The sequence below is a fragment of the Kribbella sp. NBC_01484 genome (assembly GCF_036227145.1).
Taxonomy (GTDB): Bacteria; Actinomycetota; Actinomycetes; order Propionibacteriales; family Kribbellaceae; genus Kribbella.
Map to the genome: position 1 here is coordinate 7,705,190 of NZ_CP109437.1, position 18,002 is coordinate 7,723,191.

The window sequence follows — 18,002 nt, forward strand, 5'->3', positions numbered from 1 at the left end:
CCTGAGGTTCGCCGATCCTTGCCGTAGCTGTCACGGTGCCGGAACGGCACAGTCGAACCGCAGATGCACCCCACAGCTGAAGCGAAGCGACGACATGACGAGCACCATTGTTGTAGACGCCTACGGCCACCGACCTGTCCTGGTCGGCGTCGACGGTTCGGTCTCCGCGCAAGCCGCGCTCGACTGGGCGGCTGCCGAGGCAGCGTACAGACGCCGCCCGCTGCACATCGTTCATACCTTCACCTGGCCGATGATCGGAGACCCGTTCGGCCTGAACCTCACCGAGCCCATGAACGACGGTCTCCGGGCCGCGGCCGCCTTGATAGTCCGCGAGGCCGAGAACCATGCGCGCCGCGCTGCTCTCGATATCAGGGTCACCGCAGAGGTGGTCGCGGCCGGCGCCGTACCGACGTTGCTGAGTCAAGCGCAGGGTGCCGAACTGTTAGTTGTCGGCAGCCGCGGACTCGGCGGCTTCCGCGGTCTGCTGGTGGGATCGGTCAGCTCCACAGTCACCGCACACGCCCCATGTCCGGTGATCGTCGTCCACCCCCACCGACACGGCACAGCGTTCCCCACCACCCCGACCGGCCGCATCGTGGTCGGCGTCGACGGGTCAGAAATCTCGGCCGTCGCAATCCGCTTCGCCTTCCAGGAGGCAGCACGCCACCGCATCGGAATCACCGCCATCCACGCCGCGACGCCGACCCGCCAGCATCCATCACTGCGAGTCCCCGCCGACATCGTCGAACAGGTCGACCGGCAACTGTTCGCCGAAGCAATGGACAGCAAGCGGATCCTCATCCCCGGCATCGATGTGAAGACCAAACTCGTACACAGCCACCCGGTACAGGCGCTGCTCGACGAAGCCGCCGGCGCCGAGCTGATCGTGGTCGGTTCACGCGGGCGCGGCGGGTTCACCGGGATGCTGCTGGGATCGGTCAGCCAAGCGGTGCTGCAGCACGCCGGCTGCCCAGTCGCGGTCATCCACCCCCACCGGGCCACGGCCAAAAGCCCGACGCCGGCGCAGCACCCCAGCCTGGAGATCGCCGCACCGAATCGTTTCGCGGACATGAAAGATCTGTCCTGACGTCGCCGCCGCGGGCCACGCGGGCGAAGGACCACCTCACCGGCTTCTCGAACCGACGTGCCGCCGTCCACTGCGAGGAGAGCAGAGGCCGGCGGTGGGGCGGTTGGGGGTTAGGCGCTGAGGCGGTTCTCGGTGGAGGTAGAGAAGACGTGGACCTTCTCCGACTGTGGCGCAAGGTGGACCAAGGCGCCCTTCTCGCTGTGCATTCGGGTGCCGATCCGGGCGATGATCTCCTGATTCAAGCTGGTGTGCTCCGCGGAGCCGTACAGAAACGCGCCCGAGCCGAGCTCCTCGATCACCGCCACCCTGACCGGGAGGCCCTCGGCGGCAATATGGAACGCCTCCGGCCGGATGCCCAGCATCAGGGTCTTGTCATCGCCGGCCTTGTCCAGCACTTCGCGAGCGATCGGGACTACGTAGTCGCCGATCTTCGCACCACCGTCAGTGATCTCAGCCTCGATCAGATTCATCGCCGGCGAGCCCATGAAGCCCGCCACGAACACGTTCTTCGGCCGGTCGTAGAGGCGCAGCGGCTTGTCGACCTGTTGCAGTCGACCGTCCTTGAGGACGGCCACTCGGTCGCCCATCGTCATGGCCTCGACCTGGTCGTGCGTGACGTACACCGTCGTCACCCCGAGGCGCTGCTGCAGCTCGGCGATCTGGGTACGGGTCTGCACGCGCAGCTTGGCGTCGAGGTTGGACAGCGGCTCGTCCATCAGGAACACCTGCGGATCACGGACGATCGCACGACCCATCGCCACCCGTTGGCGCTGACCACCGGACAGTGCTTTCGGCTTGCGCTCGAGGTACTCCTCGATGCCGAGCAGCTGGGCTGCCTCGGCGACGCGCTTGACTCGCTCGTCCTTGGGTAGGCCACGCATTTTCAGGGCGAAGCCCATGTTGTCCGCGACCGTCATGTGTGGGTAGAGCGCGTAGTTCTGGAACACCATCGCGATGTCCCGCTCCTTCGGCGGGGAGTTGGTGACGTTACGATCGCCAATGTAGATGGAGCCCTCGTCCACCTCCTCGAGGCCGGCGAGCATCCGCAATGAGGTGGACTTGCCACAACCTGACGGGCCGACGAGCACCATGAATTCACCGTCGGCGATGTCCAGATCCAGCTTGTCCACAGCTGGCGAATCGCTGGCCCGGGTACACCCGGGTGGCTCCCTTGAACGAGACAGTTGCCATGTCACGCTTCCTTTCCTTCGCGTGCCGGAACGGATCCCGGGCCGACGACCACATGCGCGACCTCCCGGGCGCGAGCTCCCGCACGCTGACGACAGTCCGCAAACCGGGCAACGCGATCAGGGGTTCCCAGCAATCCTCAGGGCTGCCAGGCCGGGTCAGCACAACCAACGGGTAGCCCGCCCCAATCAGGTTGTGCCGGCTCGGCAGTTTCGTGGATTGTGGAGACGCCTGCGCCGGCCGGTGCCGGTTCCGTGTCGGTCCGTCCCCTCGGGAACTTCGATCGGTGGGCGACCGATTGATCCACGACAACCTCCTATTCGTACACTGACGACTTTGCCGCTGCTTGCCCGCGACCGGTACGGCGCCGATCGGCGAACTGAAGCTGCCCTGATCGCCGGGGCCCGGCAACGATGGCCTCCTCGACTGGACACGGCCTCGGATCGGCAATGGCCCCGCGCCGCGAGGGACAGCATCGTTGCCGGACGTCGGCCACGAGCCCGGTCACAGGTTCGCCGATCACAGCACTACCTGTCTCAGCACAGCAACGGCACAGTCGAAACCGCAGGACATCCAGAGCTGAAGTGGAGCGGTGACATGACGAAGGCAACCACTGCAAACAATCGGGGGCTTCGCTCAGTTCTGGTCGGTGTTGACGGATCGGCGTCCGCGCAGGCCGCGCTGGCCTGGGCAGCTGCGGAGGCGTCGTCGAGGTACTGCCCCCTGCGCATCGTTCACGCCTTCAGTTGGCCGATGATCGGCAACGCCCTGGACATGGCCTTCGCCGGGGACACGAACCTCGGCCTCCAATCGGCCGCCGAATGGATCCTCACCGAGGCGGAGGCACATGCGCGAGAAGTTGCCCCCAACATCAAAGTCACTACTGACCTGCTCGTCGGCCCCCCTGCACCGACATTGCTGAGCCAGGCGCAAAACGCAGACCTGGTGGTCGTGGGCAGCCGCGGCCTCGGTGGCTTCCGCGGCCTGCTCCTGGGGTCCGTCAGCGCCACGGTGGCCGCACATGCCCCGTGCCCAGTGATCGTCGTCCACCCCCACGGCGACGGTACGGCGCTCCCCGCGGCGCCGACCGGGCGGATCGTGGTCGGCGTCGACGGCTCGGAGATCTCGACCGCGGCGATCCGGTTCGCCTACCAGCATGCGTCGCGCCGCCACATCGGAATCACCGCAGTGCACGCCGCGATGACAACTCGACAGCACCCGTCACTTCGTGTTCCCGCAGACATCGTCGACCAGCTCGACCGGCAACTACTCACCGAAGCGACAGAGCGCATGCGCGTGCTCTTCCCGGGCGTCGACGTACAGACGAAGCTCGTGCACGGTCACCCGGCCCAGGCATTGATCGATTCGTCGGCGGGCGCCGAACTGATCGTCGTCGGATCGCGCGGCCGCGGAGGCTTCGCCGGGATGTTGCTGGGATCGGTCAGCCACGCGGTACTGCAGCACGCCGCCTGTTCCGTCGCCGTGATCCGTCCGCACCGAACGTCATCTGTCAAACCCTCATCGGCCGGCCAGCTCCGCTTCGCGGGCAGGTCACCGGACGAGCTCTCAGACCTGAAGGAGCAGTCATGACACCGACGCCGCAAGGCCTGCCAGAAAGTCTCGGGTTGCACAGCCAACTACTCGACCTGGATCCGTCAGAGACCCAGGAGTGGCTCGAATCGATCGATCAGGTGGTCGATCATGCCGGGCAGAACAGAGCGCGGTATCTGCTGCTCAGCATCCTGCAGCGAGCGCGCGACCGCCGCGTCGGTGTGGCGAATCTGCGCAGTACCGACTATCTCAACACGATCGCACCCGACGCTGAGCCGGCTTTCCCCGGCGACGAACACATCGAACGGCGGATCCGGGCCTACAACCGCTGGAACGCCGCGGTCATGGTCCACCGTGCGCAGCGGCCCGGCATCGGCGTCGGCGGTCACATCTCTACCTACGCCTCCGCCGCGGCGCTGTTCGAGGTCGGCTTCAACCACTTCTTCCGTGGCCACGACGCACCCGGCGGCGGCGATCAGATCTACTTCCAAGGACACGCCTCACCAGGCATCTACGCGCGCGCGTTCCTGGAAGGACGACTCACCGAAAGCCAGCTCGACGGGTTCCGGCAGGAATTCTCACATGCCGGACTGGGCGGCGGACTGCCGTCGTACTCGCACCCGCGGCTGATGCCGGATTTCTGGGAATTCCCCACGGTCTCGATGGGTCTCGGCCCCATCAACGCGATCTATCAAGCCCGCTTCAACCGCTACCTGCACAACCGCGGCCTCAAGGACACCAGCAACCAGCGAGTGTGGGCCTTCCTCGGTGACGGCGAGATGGACGAACCCGAGTCGCTCGGCGCAATCGGCGTCGCGGCACGTGAAGAACTCGACAACCTCACCTTCGTCATCAACTGCAACCTGCAACGCCTCGACGGCCCGGTCCGAGGCAACGGCAAGATCATCCAGGAACTGGAGTCATACTTCTGCGGAGCCGGCTGGAACGTCATCAAGGTGATCTGGGGCCGCGATTGGGATCCACTGCTGGCCGCCGACACCGACGGCGCGCTGCTCAACCTGATGAACACCACACCCGACGGCGACTTCCAGACCTACAAGGCCGAATCCGGTGCGTTCGTCCGGGAGCACTTCTTCGGCCGCGATCCCCGCACGGCCGCGATGGTCGAGCACCTGTCCGACGCCGAGATCTGGAACCTCAAACGCGGCGGACACGACTACCGCAAGCTCTACGCCGCCTACCTGGCGGCCACCGAACACACCGGGCAACCGACGGTCATCCTGGCCAAGACCATCAAGGGATGGACCCTCGGCTCGCACTTCGAGAGCCGCAACTCCACCCATCAGATGAAGAAGCTGACCATGGACGGCCTCAAGGGGTTCCGGGACCGGCTGTTCCTGGACATTCCCGACTCGGCCCTCGACGAGGTGAAGCCGCCCTACTACCGACCCGCGGACAACTCGCCAGAGGTGGAGTATCTGCACGAGCGGCGGCGCGTCCTCGGCGGGTACCTGCCCGCGCGCAGAGTACAGAGCAAGCCTCTTGTCGTGCCCGGCGCCGCAGCCTACGACGTCGCCCGGCGGGGCTCAGGCAGGCAAGAGGTCGCTACCACGATGGCGTTCGTCCGGCTGCTCAAGGACCTCATGAAAGACCCGAAGATGGGTCACCGGTTCGTGCCGATCATCCCCGACGAGGCCCGCACCTTCGGGCTGGATTCCTTGTTCCCGTCCAAGAAGATCTACTCGCCCCATGGACAGAACTACCTGTCCGTGGACCGGGAACAGATGCTGAGCTATCAGGAGGACATCCACGGTGTTCTCCTCCACGAGGGCATCACCGAGGCCGGATCTGCTGCATCGTGGACAGCGGCCGGTACGTCGTACGCCACCCACGGCGAACCGATGATCCCGCTCTACATCTTCTACTCGATGTTCGGGTTCCAGCGCACCGGCGACCAACTCTGGGCCGCCGCCGACCAGATGACCCGAGGATTCCTCTTGGGCGCCACTGCCGGCCGCACGACCCTCAACGGCGAAGGCCTGCAGCATCAGGACGGACATTCGTTGCTGTTGGCATCTACCAACCCTGCGTGCGTCGCCTATGACGCCGCCTATGCCTTCGAGCTCGGCCACATCACCGCCGACGCACTCCGGCGCATGTACGGCGATCCGCGACCCGGCGAAGACCAGAACGTCTTCTATTACTTCACCCTTTACAACGAGCCGATCGCGCAACCGGCCGAGCCCGATGGTGTCGACGTAGGCGGGATCCTCGCCGGGATGCACCGCTACTCCCCTGCCCCGGAGGGCGATGGTCCGAAGGCGCAGATCCTTGCCTCCGGCATCGCGAGGCCCTGGGCAATGGAAGCGCAACGCCTCCTGCAAACGGATTGGGGCGTGCAGGCCGACGTGTGGTCGGTGACATCGTGGACGCAGTTGCGCCGTGACGGACTCGCCGCCGAAGAATGGACACTGTCGCACTCCGGCGAGCCGCCCCGAATCCCATACGTCACGAGGCGCTTGAACGACACTTCAGGCCCAGTCGTGGCTGTTTCGGACTGGATGCGGGCCGTACCGGACCAGATCGCGCCCTTCGTGCCTGGCACATGGGCCTCGCTGGGCGCCGACGGGTTCGGCCACTCCGACACCCGCGCAGCCCTGCGCCGCCACTTCGGAATCGACGCACAATCCATTGTCGTGCGGGTGCTGCAGCAACTGGCCGGACAGGGCGACGTCGACGACTCAGCACCGCGGCAGGCCATGACGATCTACCACCTGGCCGACGAAGCCCAGGACCAGCCCGGCGACGACGATGATGACGCACCACAGTGACGCCCGGCGCTCGCCAACGAGAACCGACTCTCCCAGGAGGAACCATGCGCGTCTCTGTGGCCGGTGCAACGGGCGTCATCGGCCGCCGACTACTGCCACTGCTCACCTCCCGGGGCCATGAGGTGGTCGGGTTGGCGCGCTCGTACGGCGCCGCCGTCGAGGTCGAGATGCTGGGAGCCGTAGTCGCCGAGGCCGATGCACTGGACTCCGAAGCGCTGAGCCGCGTAGTCAAGGATGCTGCACCCGACGCGGTGGTTCACCTGCTCACCGCGATTCCGGCCAAGCTCAATCCGCGCCGGATGAGCCGCGACTTCGCGCAGACCAACCGACTGCGGACAGAGGGGACCCGCAACCTGCTGTACGCCGCCGAACAGGCCGGCGCCAAGCGTGTCATCACCGAAGGCCTGGCTGCATCTACGAGCCGAACAAGTGGGTTCCGGCCACCGAGGACGCACCGTTATGGCGGGATCCACCGCGGCAGTTCGCCCCGGTGCTCGCCGCCTTACGGTCGCTTGAGGAGCGCACACGGCAGGCAGGTGGGCTGGTATTGCGGCTAGGACAGCTCTACGGACACGGCACGATCTATGGCCGTAACGGATCGTTCGTACGTCAGGTACAGGCCGGGAAGATGCCGATCATCGGCTCCGGGGACGGCACCTTCTCCTTCACCCATGTCCAGGACGCCGCCGCGGCCATCACCGCAGCGCTGGACAGCCACGTCCGCGGCGTGCTCAACGTGGTCGACGACGAGCCTGCACCGGTGCCCGAATGGCTGCCCATCCTCGCCGAACTGCTAGACGCTCCACCACCGAAGCATGTGCCCGCGGCTCTTGGCAGGTTGGCCGTCGGAGGCTGGGGGGTCGCCTTCATGACCCAGTTGCGCGGCGCCGACAACACACTCGCCCGGCGCACCCTCGACTGGGCTCCGCGCTACAGCTCATGGCGACAGGGATTCGCGGCGGAGTTGGCCCACGCCACGCATTCCTGAGCCAAGCGCCCCGCTCGCCTGGAACTGCCTCAACCGACGGTTCGGATCTCCGGGTGTTGCCGAAGATCGGCAACCAATTGCCCGCGAAGTCAGCCGGTGGGCGGCGGTGCCAGTTCGTGCCCGCGAGACAAGCATAGAAGGACATCGACGCTCTAGAAGGAGTAAATGATGAGCACTGAGGGGCATACCGCCCACACAACGCGCCGGGAGGCGCTATCGGACCCGGCCTACCAGGCGTTCCTGCTACTGCGAACGGTCTTCACGATCGCGCCGATCGTCTTCGGCCTCGACAAGTTCGCCAACCTGCTGACCGACTGGCCGGGCTACCTCGCCCCATGGATCAACGACATCGTCCCCGGCTCCGGACAAGACGCGATGCACGCCATCGGCATCATCGAGATCGTCGCCGGCGTGGCCGTCGCCCTGATTCCGCGCTACGGCGCACTCATCGTCGCCGCCTGGCTTGCGGGCATCATCCTCAACCTGCTCACCCTCTCAGGCTTCTACGACGTCGCACTACGCGACTTCGGCCTCCTAATCGCCGCCCTCGCACTGGCCCGGCTCGCCACCAAGTATGCACCCGCCCGGCACGGCTCCTGACGAGTCCCCACAAAGGCTCATAGGCCCGTTGGCATTGAAAGATCCGCTCGACCGACCAGTTGGCCTTGGTGGAGATCTGGCCTCCGCAGCACGTCTCGAAGTGACTGTTGCGTCGGGCAACTTCCGGGGTGACGCCCGTCAGGTCGGCCGCACGATTGCCGGTTGCCGGCGATCAATGCGGTTCGACCCTCGCCGGAGATGCCAGTACCCGGCGAGGCGGGGTCACGGCAGTGTCAGAAATGCCCGATCAGACATCCGGGAGCGTGCCATGCAATCCCTTGTCGCCACCCGAAGTGAGTTGCTCGACCGCCGCCGGCGAGCGGTCTTCGTCAGTCAGGGCCGCGATCTCCTCAAGGACACGAGAACGGCGCTGGTGCGGGAGTTCCGCCATCACCAGTCGGAGCTCCTCGACGGATTGCAACAGCCGCGCTGCCTCGCCATCCGAGCCCGACAGCGTCTTGACGAGGCCACCGCGGTCTGCGGACCCGAGCCCTTCGCATCGTTTGCCCTGGCCGCCGCGACCGGGATCGACGCAGACATGCAGTCCCGGACCGTGGCCGGGGTTCACATCGTCGACCTGCCTCATGATCCAGTTCGCCGCAACGCACGTACCCGGGGCTGGGCATCTGCCGTCACCTCGACCCATCTCGACACTGTCGCGCTGGCGTACCAGGAGCAACTCGAGTGGCTGCTCGACCTGTGCGCGGTGGAGTTGAGCGTGCGTCGGTTGGCGACGGAGATCGCCGGCCAGGCCGTCGCCGTCGAGCGCGTGGCGTCTTCCGACGCGCCCGCCGAGGACGAGCCGGTCCTGATGTTGAACCGGCGCGGCTGGCAGCCGTTCCAGCAGCTGGTCGGCTTCCTGTCGTGGCCAGCGCGCGGTGGCCTGGACCCCACCGGGCTGGATGGGCATGGTACCGACGGTGCCCGGCTGGCGCGACCCGACGGACGGTGAGTCATGACCGCCAGAGGCGTGCGGGTTCGCAGGATCTACGACCAGGCCGCGACCGACGATGGTATCCGGATCCTGGTGGACCGCATCTGGCCGCGCGGCATCCGCAAGGATGCAGCCGCGATCGACGTATGGGCCAAAGACGTCGCACCGTCCACGGAACTGCGCAAGTGGTACGGCCACGTCCCGGAGAAGTTCGGACAGTTCGAGGCGCGCTATCGCGAGGAGCTCGCGACACCGTCCAAACGGGCGGCACTCGACGAGCTGCGCACATTGGCCCGCGGCTCAACACTGACGCTGGTGACCGCGACCCGGGACGTGGATCACAGTCAAGCTGCCGTGCTGGCGGACCTCCTACGAGAAGCACGCTGAGCCACGCCCGCAGGTCGGGTAGTGACTGGGTGACCTACGGACCAGGACGCGGTCTGATCTGCAGGCCGGGACGGCGCCGGTGAACAGTCAGATAGGACAGTCCGTCCTTGCCGGCGGCGATGCTGCGCGTCGAGCCGCGCGGCAACCACACGAGGTTGCCGTCGGCAAGAGACTTCGAACCATCAGGGGTGTCGACGGTGCCGCTTCCCGCCACGACGACGAGCAGGACGTCCAGTTCCGACTCGGTGTGGGTTTCCACACGCTGCCCGGCAGGCAGATGAATGAGGTTCGCGTCGAGCTCGCGCCCCGGCTCGTCGAGCTTCCACCGCGCGCCGGAGGCAAGGAGGGAGTCGCCGGCGAACTCGCGCACGTCGGCAAGGATCCGCGCCATCGGCCGTTCGGCCGCCAGATCGGCGGGAACACGCGACTCAGCCGGTGAGTCCTCAGCCATCGACGGCGACCCGTCCGATCCGGACGCGCCACTCCTCGGGTCCGGTCTGCAGATAGTCCCAGGTAAAGGCGCCGGCATGAATGGCTTCGAACTCCCGGCGCAGCGGCTTGGGGTCGTGACTGTTGACCAGGATGAACGCCTCTCCCGGCGCCAGGCCGGCATAACGGGCGAAGACCCGCGGGTGACGGCCACCGCGCGCGATAGTCCGGACATCGATGACACTCGGCTCCTCGACCTGCTCTCCCGCCAGGTAGGCGCGCAGGCCAGCGGCGAGCAACGACGGATCCATGCTGGGCAGGCCGGCGAGCGCAGGCATCAGCACCGACTCCTCGATCTGGAGCTGAAGATCCAGCGCCGCGATCAAGTCGCTGATCCTTGCCGCATCGAACGCGGCCGCCAGATCGTCGATCCGGGCGTTGAGCGCCGCGGCCCCGATGCGAAGGGCAGCCACCAGCAGCCGCGTCTCGGCATCCCCGGCCGCGGGCGCGTACAGGTCGCGATCGGCGACGGCCAGATACCGGCGCAGCTCATGAAGGCAGAAGTCGACGATCTCCGCGGACGGCCGCTGATCGGTGCCATCAGCCGCGTGGGTCGTGGACAGCTCCGCGAGTCCGGACCGCAACCGTTCGTGTACCTCACGGACCACACCTCGAGCGATGACATCGGGATCTGTCCCGGTCGCCTCGATGTAGATCTCCGAAGCCGGCATGGTGCCACCCTCCTTCACATCGCTGTTTCGTATGATTATTACATGTGATATTTGTAGTAATTACAAGCGTCTGGTGAGGAGTCAGCTGTGACCTACGTGATAGCGAGGCCATGTGTCGACCTGAAGGACCGCGCATGCGTCGACGAGTGCCCGGTCGACTGCATCTACGAGGGCGGGCGCTCCCTCTACATCCACCCCGACGAGTGCATCGACTGCGGCGCGTGTGAACCGGTATGTCCGGTCGAGGCCATCTTCTACGAGGACGACCTGCCCGAACAGTGGAAGGACTACCAGGCGGCGAACGCGGGATTCTTCGACGATCTCGGATCCCCGGGTGGAGCCTTCAAAGTCGGTGTCATCGACCACGACCATCCCCTCATCGCCGCCCTTGCGGCGCAGGATCAGGGAAGCTTGCCATCATGACCAGAGCTGACTCCGACGACACAGAGAAGCCGCGCCGCGCCGCAGTGCTCGAAGCACTGCGCTCCTCAAACGATCCCCTCGGCGTCACTGAACTCGCCGAACGGCTCGGAATCCACCCAAACACGGTCCGCTTCCACCTCGACGCGCTGGTGGAACAAGGTCTGGTCGACCGCCGGCTCGAGCAGCCGTCCGGGCCGGGCCGACCCCGAACCGTCCACGCACCCCATCCCGGGATGGACCGCGGCGGGCGGCGTGAATACCACCTGCTGGCCAAGATCCTGCTCGGTCAGCTGTCCACGAACCGCGATGCGGGCACCAAGGCCGAGGCCGCGGGCCGCAAGTGGGGCGGCTACCTCGTCGAGCAGGTCGATCCGACCCATCAGACCGGCGCCGCAGAGGCCACGCAACGACTAACCGCGATGATGACCGAACTGGGCTTCGCACCGGAGTCCGCCGGCGACGACCAGATCAGATTGCGCCACTGTCCCTTCCTCGAACTTGCCGAGGAGTACTCCTCCACCTTGTGCCCCTTGCATCTCGGCCTGATGCGGGGCGCACTCGCCGAAATCCGAGCACCGATCGCGGCCACCCGCCTCGAGCCGTTCGCCGAGCCAGACGCCTGCCTCGTCCACCTGTCCCCCACCCGCAACCGTACCGCGGGTACCCGCCCGCAGCAGCGGCGTCACAGGAGCAACTGATGTACATCACCAGGATCGGCACGACACCACGACGCCGCGCGCCCATCCCCGGCGGCCCGACCATGGAGGTCCTCGTGGCCGCCGAGACCCCCGACAACATCGCCATGCTCCAGGTGTGGATCCCGCCCGGCGGCGGCCTGCCCGAACACGACCACGGTCCGTCCGAGATCGTCCTGGTCCACGTGTCCGGCTCGATCGAACTGCGGCAAGGCGACCAGCACCACCGACTCGCCCCGGCGCCGTCGCACGCATCGCCACCGGGGAACGAGTCAGCCTGGCCAACCCGGGTACCGAACCCGCAGTCATGATGATCGTCGCCTCGCCCCCGGAATTCGTCGCGCGACTCGCGAACTGGCCGGCGGCCTAGGGGCCTTCGGCAACATGTCCACTCCCCTCACCCATGTGCGAGCCGCAACAGCACGGATCCAGGAGGAACGGTGAACGCAGCACCCGCCGCGGTAGCAACTGCCGCCATCTTTGTCTGGCTCGGCATGGTGCTGGCGATCTCCTTCCTGGAGACGCCGCTCAAGTTCCGGGCCCCCGGCGTCGACATCTCCATCGGACTGGGCATCGGCCGCATCGTATTCCGGGCGCTCAACCGCGCGGAGATCACGTTGGCGCTGGTCGCCCTCGCCGCGATCGCTGCCGGACGGCCTACAGGGACGGTAGCGGCTCTGGCCGCGATCGTCATCGTCATCCTGGCCGGACAGCTCATCATTGTTCGGCCACGACTCAACCAGCGCACCGACCGCGTCCTCGCCGGTCAGAACCCGCCCCGCTCGGCCGCCCACCACCTGTACTACGTCGGGCTCGAGGCCGCGAAGGCACTCACCCTGGCGGCGCTCGGTGTCTGCCTTCTGGTAGCGGGGTGACCCGCCGCCTAGGCCATAACGTGTTCGGCCAGCGGCACCGAGGCGTCCGCCAGCCGATCCGGATCGACCGGCTGCTTGGTCCGGATCAAATTCCTGGACCGGCGCGATGCCCTCGTCCACAAGTTGACCTGCATTCCGGGCCACCACTCGGTTATCGACCAGCCAGAATGCGTTGAACGCCCGCTTGTCGACGTCGCCGCGGATGGCGAGGCGGCCGAGCAGCAGCCCGGCGAAGCTGGCCCGTCGGCGCGAGCGGACGACAGGGATGGAGCTGTCCTGTGCCGCCCTGAGCAGAGACGGCGCGGCGGGCCTAGGACAAGCAGTTGTTCGGGCTCGGCCGCGAGTCCAGTGAGGTTCGCGAGTTGGCCATCGGAACCTGATCCAACCGAGTACACCTGCCGGCCGCATCGCCGAGCACCTAGGCCAAGCCAGGGTCTCCATCACCCAAGACATCTCCATGGGCCGCCAAGCCGTCGACCCAGCCGCCGCGGTCGGCGCGTCGGGCTCCGATCTCCTTGGCACGGTGACAGCGGGCACAGTAGCGAGTGTGCGGCACGATTAGAAGGCGCTGCAGACCGGTGGCCGCTTCGCACATCTGGCAACGGCCGTACCGGCCGGTGTTCATCCGAATCAACGCGGCCTCGATGTCGCTCAGTACCTCTATTGCAGCAGCGGTCAGCTGGGCTTGAACCTCGATCCGCGCGGTGGTGCATTGCTCCTTCGGCCGATTTGGCCTGGACCGGTCCAAGAGATCACGCAGTTGGTTCCGGCGGAAGAAGCGGTCTTCCTGCAACCTGAGCTTCAGGACGGCCAGCGCTTCGGCAGGCATCCGCCGCTTGCCCGGGGTGGCCATTCGAGCGGCCGCCACCGCACGTCCAACCCCGACCGGGGAAGCCATCTGTCAGCCCTCCCATTGGCTGCCGTGTCCATCCATCACTGTCGCCGCCGGCGGGATGATGACGACTGGGACGGAGGCCTCGTGAGCGACCTGCTGGCTGACCGACCCGAGCAGCAACCGCCCCGTCCGCGTGAGCCGACTACGAGCAGAGAGCTGTCCTGTGCGGCGGCGTACGGGGACATGAGGGCTGTAGTGGGTTGCTGCCATGTGCGGATGACGACCAGACCGGCACCGCGCAGCCTGGCCTCCGCTGCTGCCCACGCGAGTGCCTGCTGGGCGGTCCGGCTGCCGTCGATGCCGACTACGATCTTCTCCATCTTTATCTCTCCTCAAATGATGTACGTGCGTGTCGAGCGCGTCCTTCGCAGCTGTCACGGCGTTCTTCTGTTGCGCGTGCGTGGCCGATGGCCCGGCAAGGGCAATGCCGGTCGCTGCGCGTTTGGGTCTGGCCCAGACCCGCCAGCTCCTCGGTGCGGACGGCGCGGGCCAGGTGTCACCGCGTCTCCGAGCTGCTCACAGACTCCCGCTGTGAAGCGCGATCGTCGATCGACCGCCGTACGACGGCGGTCGCCTGCTTGGCCAAGGCTTCCTGCTTGATCCGGTAGGCCCGTGCGGCAACTCGGATAGTGATGATGACCACCGTCACCCCGAGCAGCATCAGCAGGACCATGTCGCTTCCGCCGGACGCTGTCATGGTTACCACTCCTCCATCGCTAGAAGACCTTTCATCGCTACACTTTATGTAGCGTAAATGGATGCAGATCTATTCCCGGCAGACTGAACCCATGCCCCACACCTCGACCGGTCGCGGCCGGCCGGGCCTCGAGCCGACCGACGAGCGCACTCTCCAGGCGGCTCTCGAGTTGCGTCGCGCGAAGGGCCCCGTCGCGTTGAACATCGATTCGGTCGCAGCCCGATCCGGCGTCGTCCGTACGACGATCCACCGCCGCTACCCAGCCGGACGAGTTGATGAAGGCGGTCCCGGAGCGACTCCCCGGCCGCCGACCTCCCGGTCGCCGAGAAGGTGCGATGAGTGCTCGACCGGATCAACGACATCCTGGAGAACCGACGCGGCCAAGGCCTGCCAGAAGGCCTTGGTTTGCACACAGCCGACTGCTCGATCTGGATCCCTCAGAGACCCAGGAGTGGCTGGAATCGCTCAACCAGGTGGTTGACCATGCGTGGCAGAACAGGGCGCGAAACCTGCTGCTCAGCATCCCGCAGCGAGCGCGTGACCGCCGCGTCGGTTTTGCGAATCTGGGCAGTACCGACTATCTCAACACGATCGCACCCGACGCCGCGCCGGTCTTCCCCGGCGACGAGCACATCGAGCGGCGGATCCGGGCCTACAAGCGCTGGAACGCCGCACTCATGGTGCACCGCGCGCAGCGCCGACGTGCGTCAACTGCTCGTGGATCGGGTCGCTGTCGTCGGCCTGAGTGGTCCCCACGGGCCGACTACCAGTTCGCCGGCGGGTCGCTGGCCGGGAACGAATCCTCGCCCCACACGTCGACGATGTCACGCAGCGGCGACGTCGCAGGAAGCCGTCGCTGCTCCTCGAGTTCGCGGCGATACGGCTGCGAGCTGTCGGCGTGCCGGTCAGGTGGAGCGCTAGGTGGTACCACCGGATCCATGTCGGTCATCGAAACCTCCTCGTCGCCACGGATCTCGGAGCCGCGATACCTCACGCCTCCAGGTCCGCACCATTCCAACGATGCCGACTCGCACGCGGGGTGAATCCGTGCCCGCCCGGATTGCGTAGCGGGCGAGCTCCAAGCGGTCGCGGACTCCAAGCTTCTGGAGCATGTTCGCCCGGTGCCGCTCGACCGTTTTGATGCTGATGAACAGCGTATCGGCGATCTCCTTCGAGGAATGTCCCTCGCGACGAGTTTGAGGACCTCCTCCTCGCGGGCTGTCAGTATCTGCTCCGGGATCGCCTGACCGAACTGGACACGGTTCAGCTAGTTGCGGATCAGCGCGTTCACCGCTCCGGGTAAAGGAAGAGCCTCGGATGGCTGCGTGGCAGGCCTCCAGCAGGTCACGGTCGGCCACCGACTTGAGCACGTAACGCGCGGCTCCGGCCCTGAGCGCCTGGAAGAAGTACTGCTCGTTGTCGTACATCGTCAGCATCAGGATCCGCAGGTCGGGCCGCCGCCCCGACAGCTCACGTGCAGCCTGCAGGCCGTCAGCGAGCAGTATGCGGATCGCTGCCGTGCAGCCATGCTCATGCTCCGTTCCGCTCGAGAGGTACCACCAGGTTCACCTCCGTGCCGCCGGTCGGCGAGGCACCCAGATCCAGTGTGGCGCCGACCAGCGGGGCACGCTCCCGCATGCCACGGATTCCGGCACCCTCGTGGGCCAGCCCTCGGCCGCGGCCGTCGTCACGGATCCGGAGACCGACAAGTGCGTCGCTGTGCCGCAGGGAGATCGCGACGCGGGCAGCCGCGGCGTGGCGGCGACGTTCGTCAGTGCCTCCTGGGCGACCCGACGCACGACCAGTTCGGTCTGCTCGTTCAATGCGGGTAGACCAGACTGAAAATCGTGAAGTATCGCGTGGCCGGTACGCGTGGACAGGTCGGTGACCAGTGCGGTCAACGCACTGACCAGACCGAGGTCCTCAAGCACGTCTGGTCGCAGCCGGCGCGCCAGTCGGCGTACTTCGTCCAGACTCTCCCGGGTCGTCTCCTGAGCATGGAGCAGGTCCGCACGCAGGTCGGCGTCGTCCACCGTTCGGCCGCGCGGATGAGTTCCAGCAAGACGGTCGTCAGGCTCTGGCCGACTCATCGTGAAGCTCCTGTGCAATCCGTCGGCGCTCCGCCTCCTGAGCAGACAGCACCCGGGTATTGCTGGTCGCACCTTCGGCCTCCAACCGCGCCAGCACGTCGTTGAAGGCTGTGATCAGTTGCGAAACACCGACCTGTCCGGCGACCGGCAGACGCTGTCCGGGGCGCAGCAGATCGACCGTCGCCGTGCGACGGCTCAGCCGGTCTAACGGAGCCAGGCCCACATGAAGTAGTACGGCGTTCGCGATGAGCATGACCACCAATCCGCCCAGCAGCACCAGGGCTTCGGTGAACACCACCGGAACAGACACCGTTACCCGGCACCCACAGCCGTAATGCTGTCGCGGCGGCAAGCACCACCGCGTTCAGCCTGAGAATGCGCCAGACCAATGGCACCGAGAGCACCCCTTCCTTCGCTGGCGCAGTCTCCTGACCGAGCAGATACAGAGCAGGCGGTGTGAGGGCCATCAGTAGACGTGACACACCATCCAGCCTGCCTGCAACCGCAGCGCAAGTCGATCCGGCCTGACACTCATCTGTCGACCGCTACCTGCAGGTCTCCGCGCGCACGAAATGGGTGTCAGGCCCGATAGTGAACGATCGCAGCATCGCCGATGGTGGAGACGGAACCAACTCACGAGCCTGACGGGCGACTCAAGACCGCCGGCGTACGCGATACCTCCAAACGCGTACGCCGGCCTCCCATTGCCGTCCCCGTTGAAAGGATCCGATGCAAGTGACCGCCGACCTGGGCCGCGCGCCGAACCTCACCAAGCACGACGCCCGCCAGCGCCTCGAACACGAGCGCAACTGCCGCCTTGCCCAACTCAGGGCGATCGAGGAGTCCGCACCGCACGCGGACAAAGATCTGCAGGAGGCTCAAACCGCCGCGATCGAGCGTGTGCTCAAGGAGATCGACGCTGCCCGCGAGCGCCTGGCGGATGGCCCCTACGGAACCTGCAAGAGCTGCCGGTCCTTCATACCCGTCGAACGCCTCGAGATCTTGCCGTACGTGCGCTTCTGTGTCGGGTGCCAGCAACGCGTCAGTTGAGCACGCGGGGTCCGCACCCGCCTTCCGATCGAGCTACGCGCTCGCCTCCCACTCGAGGAGATCCCGTCGTGACCCATCAGGTCTCTGCAGTCGACAACCACCGACTCACTCCCGCGGAACTCGCCGTTCTCCGGGCGAGCCTGCACGAAGATCGCCAGTTCCGGCTTCAGCAACTTCAAGACATCGCCCCGAGCGCCGCCGATGTCGTCGATACGACAGGCTCCTACGACAGCGCGGCGCACAGCGAGGTCCGTCAGAAACTCACAGTCGCCGCACAAACCGCGCTGGCCGAAACCGAGGCCGCGCTTGCCCGAATGGACGCGGGCCGCTCAGGCGGATGCGGCTGGTGTGGCAGCACCATCACTCTGCACCGCCTGGATGCCCACACCCAGGCGCGTTACTGCGCGCGGTGTCAGATTTTCCTCAAGGTGCAACGATGAGCGGACTGCGCAGAATGGGGGCAGTCCGTCCGGCGCCTGGCCATGGAGCCGGCTCAGCTCGGGCCTGGCGGCCGGATACGCACGCTGCCGAGATCGATCACAGTCGACGATCTCGTCAACGAGATCCGCGACATGGTGGCTGATCTGCGC

21 protein-coding genes and 3 pseudogenes are annotated in these 18,002 nt (G+C 66.4%); 14 read left to right on the forward strand and 10 right to left on the reverse strand.

The window, feature by feature from the left end; all coding sequences use genetic code 11:
* Positions 1–94: 94 nt before the first annotated feature.
* The gene (locus OG555_RS37200) at positions 95–1,087 is read left to right on the forward strand and encodes a universal stress protein (RefSeq protein ID WP_329477850.1); all 993 of its coding nucleotides are present in this window, start codon (positions 95–97) and stop codon (positions 1,085–1,087) included.
* A 110-nt stretch (positions 1,088–1,197) separates the two neighbouring features.
* Here OG555_RS37200 and OG555_RS37205 read toward each other — a convergent pair.
* A pseudogene (locus OG555_RS37205) lies at positions 1,198–2,278 on the reverse strand (ABC transporter ATP-binding protein).
* A gap of 594 nt (positions 2,279–2,872) precedes the next feature.
* On the opposite strand from OG555_RS37205, the gene OG555_RS37210 reads away from it, so the two are divergent.
* The 7 genes and pseudogenes from OG555_RS37210 (at position 2,873) to OG555_RS37240 (ending at position 9,527) form a co-directional block, all read left to right on the forward strand.
* Positions 2,873–3,865, forward strand: coding sequence for a universal stress protein (locus OG555_RS37210; RefSeq protein WP_329477853.1), 993 nt, complete (start codon positions 2,873–2,875; stop codon positions 3,863–3,865).
* The gene (gene aceE / locus OG555_RS37215; protein WP_329477855.1) at positions 3,862–6,618 is read left to right on the forward strand and encodes a pyruvate dehydrogenase (acetyl-transferring), homodimeric type; all 2,757 of its coding nucleotides are present in this window, start codon (positions 3,862–3,864) and stop codon (positions 6,616–6,618) included. The genes OG555_RS37210 and aceE overlap by 4 nt, the downstream gene beginning before the upstream one ends.
* A 44-nt stretch (positions 6,619–6,662) precedes the next feature.
* A pseudogene (locus OG555_RS37220) lies at positions 6,663–7,004 on the forward strand (NAD-dependent epimerase/dehydratase family protein); the annotation flags it as partial.
* A 26-nt stretch (positions 7,005–7,030) separates the two neighbouring features.
* Complete coding sequence (locus OG555_RS37225; protein WP_329484923.1) at positions 7,031–7,606, forward strand: NAD-dependent epimerase/dehydratase family protein; 576 nt, start codon at positions 7,031–7,033, stop codon at positions 7,604–7,606.
* Between the two features lie 168 nt (positions 7,607–7,774).
* Complete coding sequence (locus OG555_RS37230) at positions 7,775–8,206, forward strand: hypothetical protein (RefSeq protein ID WP_329477857.1); 432 nt, start codon at positions 7,775–7,777, stop codon at positions 8,204–8,206.
* A gap of 268 nt (positions 8,207–8,474) precedes the next feature.
* Positions 8,475–9,158 carry a V-type ATP synthase subunit D gene (locus OG555_RS37235; protein WP_329477859.1) on the forward strand — a complete coding sequence of 228 codons (684 nt, stop codon included), beginning with the start codon at positions 8,475–8,477 and terminating at the stop codon, positions 9,156–9,158.
* A 3-nt stretch (positions 9,159–9,161) separates the two neighbouring features.
* Complete coding sequence (locus tag OG555_RS37240) at positions 9,162–9,527, forward strand: DUF488 domain-containing protein (RefSeq protein WP_329477861.1); 366 nt, start codon at positions 9,162–9,164, stop codon at positions 9,525–9,527.
* Positions 9,528–9,561: 34 nt separating this feature from the next.
* Here the strand turns inward: OG555_RS37240 and OG555_RS37245 are convergent, their stop codons facing one another.
* Positions 9,562–9,897: a cupin domain-containing protein gene (locus OG555_RS37245; protein WP_329477863.1), complete on the reverse strand. Its 336-nt coding sequence runs from the start codon at positions 9,895–9,897 to the stop codon at positions 9,562–9,564.
* A 73-nt stretch (positions 9,898–9,970) separates the two neighbouring features.
* Positions 9,971–10,687 carry a DUF2249 domain-containing protein gene (locus OG555_RS37250; protein ID WP_329477865.1) on the reverse strand — a complete coding sequence of 239 codons (717 nt, stop codon included), beginning with the start codon at positions 10,685–10,687 and terminating at the stop codon, positions 9,971–9,973.
* An 87-nt stretch (positions 10,688–10,774) separates the two neighbouring features.
* On the opposite strand from OG555_RS37250, the gene fdxA reads away from it, so the two are divergent.
* The 4 genes from fdxA to OG555_RS37270 all read left to right on the forward strand — a co-directional run bounded on the left by fdxA (position 10,775) and on the right by OG555_RS37270 (position 12,680).
* On the forward strand, positions 10,775–11,110 hold the full coding sequence (gene fdxA / locus OG555_RS37255; RefSeq protein WP_329477867.1) for a ferredoxin: 336 nt from the start codon (positions 10,775–10,777) through the stop codon (positions 11,108–11,110).
* Entirely contained in the window at positions 11,107–11,808 is a 702-nt protein-coding gene (locus OG555_RS37260; RefSeq protein ID WP_329477870.1) for a helix-turn-helix transcriptional regulator, read from the forward strand. The genes fdxA and OG555_RS37260 overlap by 4 nt, the downstream gene beginning before the upstream one ends.
* Positions 11,808–12,116, forward strand: coding sequence for a cupin domain-containing protein (locus OG555_RS37265; RefSeq protein WP_329477872.1), 309 nt, complete (start codon positions 11,808–11,810; stop codon positions 12,114–12,116). The genes OG555_RS37260 and OG555_RS37265 overlap by 1 nt, the downstream gene beginning before the upstream one ends.
* A 129-nt stretch (positions 12,117–12,245) precedes the next feature.
* The gene (locus OG555_RS37270) at positions 12,246–12,680 is read left to right on the forward strand and encodes a hypothetical protein (protein ID WP_329477874.1); all 435 of its coding nucleotides are present in this window, start codon (positions 12,246–12,248) and stop codon (positions 12,678–12,680) included.
* A 418-nt stretch (positions 12,681–13,098) separates the two neighbouring features.
* Here OG555_RS37270 and OG555_RS37275 read toward each other — a convergent pair whose 3' ends face one another.
* The 7 genes and pseudogenes from OG555_RS37275 to OG555_RS37295 all read right to left on the reverse strand — a co-directional run bounded on the left by OG555_RS37275 (position 13,099) and on the right by OG555_RS37295 (position 16,657).
* Positions 13,099–13,578 (reverse strand): TraR/DksA family transcriptional regulator, encoded by a 480-nt coding sequence (locus tag OG555_RS37275; protein ID WP_329477876.1) that lies wholly within the window; start codon positions 13,576–13,578, stop codon positions 13,099–13,101.
* 3 nt (positions 13,579–13,581) lie between these two features.
* Positions 13,582–13,785 carry a universal stress protein gene (locus OG555_RS43030; protein WP_442914544.1) on the reverse strand — a complete coding sequence of 68 codons (204 nt, stop codon included), beginning with the start codon at positions 13,783–13,785 and terminating at the stop codon, positions 13,582–13,584.
* A 29-nt stretch (positions 13,786–13,814) separates the two neighbouring features.
* Positions 13,815–13,895 (reverse strand): annotated as a pseudogene (locus OG555_RS43035) (universal stress protein); the annotation flags it as partial.
* 176 nt (positions 13,896–14,071) lie between these two features.
* Complete coding sequence (locus OG555_RS37280) at positions 14,072–14,272, reverse strand: hypothetical protein (RefSeq protein ID WP_329477878.1); 201 nt, start codon at positions 14,270–14,272, stop codon at positions 14,072–14,074.
* Between the two features lie 763 nt (positions 14,273–15,035).
* Complete coding sequence (locus tag OG555_RS37285; protein WP_329477880.1) at positions 15,036–15,221, reverse strand: hypothetical protein; 186 nt, start codon at positions 15,219–15,221, stop codon at positions 15,036–15,038.
* Positions 15,190–15,708 (reverse strand): response regulator transcription factor, encoded by a 519-nt coding sequence (locus OG555_RS37290; RefSeq protein ID WP_329477882.1) that lies wholly within the window; start codon positions 15,706–15,708, stop codon positions 15,190–15,192. Before OG555_RS37290 ends, OG555_RS37285 begins: the two co-directional genes overlap by 32 nt.
* A gap of 634 nt (positions 15,709–16,342) precedes the next feature.
* On the reverse strand, positions 16,343–16,657 hold the full coding sequence (locus OG555_RS37295) for a hypothetical protein (RefSeq protein WP_329477884.1): 315 nt from the start codon (positions 16,655–16,657) through the stop codon (positions 16,343–16,345).
* A gap of 440 nt (positions 16,658–17,097) precedes the next feature.
* On the opposite strand from OG555_RS37295, the gene OG555_RS37300 reads away from it, so the two are divergent.
* Together OG555_RS37300 and OG555_RS37305 are read left to right on the forward strand one after the other, a co-directional pair.
* Positions 17,098–17,412 carry a TraR/DksA family transcriptional regulator gene (locus OG555_RS37300; RefSeq protein WP_329477886.1) on the forward strand — a complete coding sequence of 105 codons (315 nt, stop codon included), beginning with the start codon at positions 17,098–17,100 and terminating at the stop codon, positions 17,410–17,412.
* Positions 17,413–17,480: 68 nt separating this feature from the next.
* Positions 17,481–17,852, forward strand: coding sequence for a hypothetical protein (locus OG555_RS37305; RefSeq protein ID WP_329477888.1), 372 nt, complete (start codon positions 17,481–17,483; stop codon positions 17,850–17,852).
* Positions 17,853–18,002: the final 150 nt, after the last annotated feature.

Coding starts and splice junctions, on each gene's coding strand:
- OG555_RS37200 (WP_329477850.1), top strand. CDS start 95: ATGACGAGCACCATTGTTGTAGACGCCTACGGCCACCGACCTGTCCTG.
- OG555_RS37210 (WP_329477853.1), top strand. CDS start 2,873: ATGACGAAGGCAACCACTGCAAACAATCGGGGGCTTCGCTCAGTTCTG.
- aceE (WP_329477855.1), top strand. CDS start 3,862: ATGACACCGACGCCGCAAGGCCTGCCAGAAAGTCTCGGGTTGCACAGC.
- OG555_RS37230 (WP_329477857.1), top strand. CDS start 7,775: ATGAGCACTGAGGGGCATACCGCCCACACAACGCGCCGGGAGGCGCTA.
- OG555_RS37235 (WP_329477859.1), top strand. CDS start 8,475: ATGCAATCCCTTGTCGCCACCCGAAGTGAGTTGCTCGACCGCCGCCGG.
- OG555_RS37240 (WP_329477861.1), top strand. CDS start 9,162: ATGACCGCCAGAGGCGTGCGGGTTCGCAGGATCTACGACCAGGCCGCG.
- OG555_RS37250 (WP_329477865.1), bottom strand. CDS start 10,687: ATGCCGGCTTCGGAGATCTACATCGAGGCGACCGGGACAGATCCCGAT.
- OG555_RS37260 (WP_329477870.1), top strand. CDS start 11,107: ATGACCAGAGCTGACTCCGACGACACAGAGAAGCCGCGCCGCGCCGCA.
- OG555_RS37265 (WP_329477872.1), top strand. CDS start 11,808: ATGTACATCACCAGGATCGGCACGACACCACGACGCCGCGCGCCCATC.
- OG555_RS37275 (WP_329477876.1), bottom strand. CDS start 13,578: ATGGCTTCCCCGGTCGGGGTTGGACGTGCGGTGGCGGCCGCTCGAATG.
- OG555_RS43030 (WP_442914544.1), bottom strand. CDS start 13,785: ATGGCAGCAACCCACTACAGCCCTCATGTCCCCGTACGCCGCCGCACA.
- OG555_RS37280 (WP_329477878.1), bottom strand. CDS start 14,272: ATGACAGCGTCCGGCGGAAGCGACATGGTCCTGCTGATGCTGCTCGGG.
- OG555_RS37285 (WP_329477880.1), bottom strand. CDS start 15,221: ATGACCGACATGGATCCGGTGGTACCACCTAGCGCTCCACCTGACCGG.
- OG555_RS37290 (WP_329477882.1), bottom strand. CDS start 15,708: ATGCTGACGATGTACGACAACGAGCAGTACTTCTTCCAGGCGCTCAGG.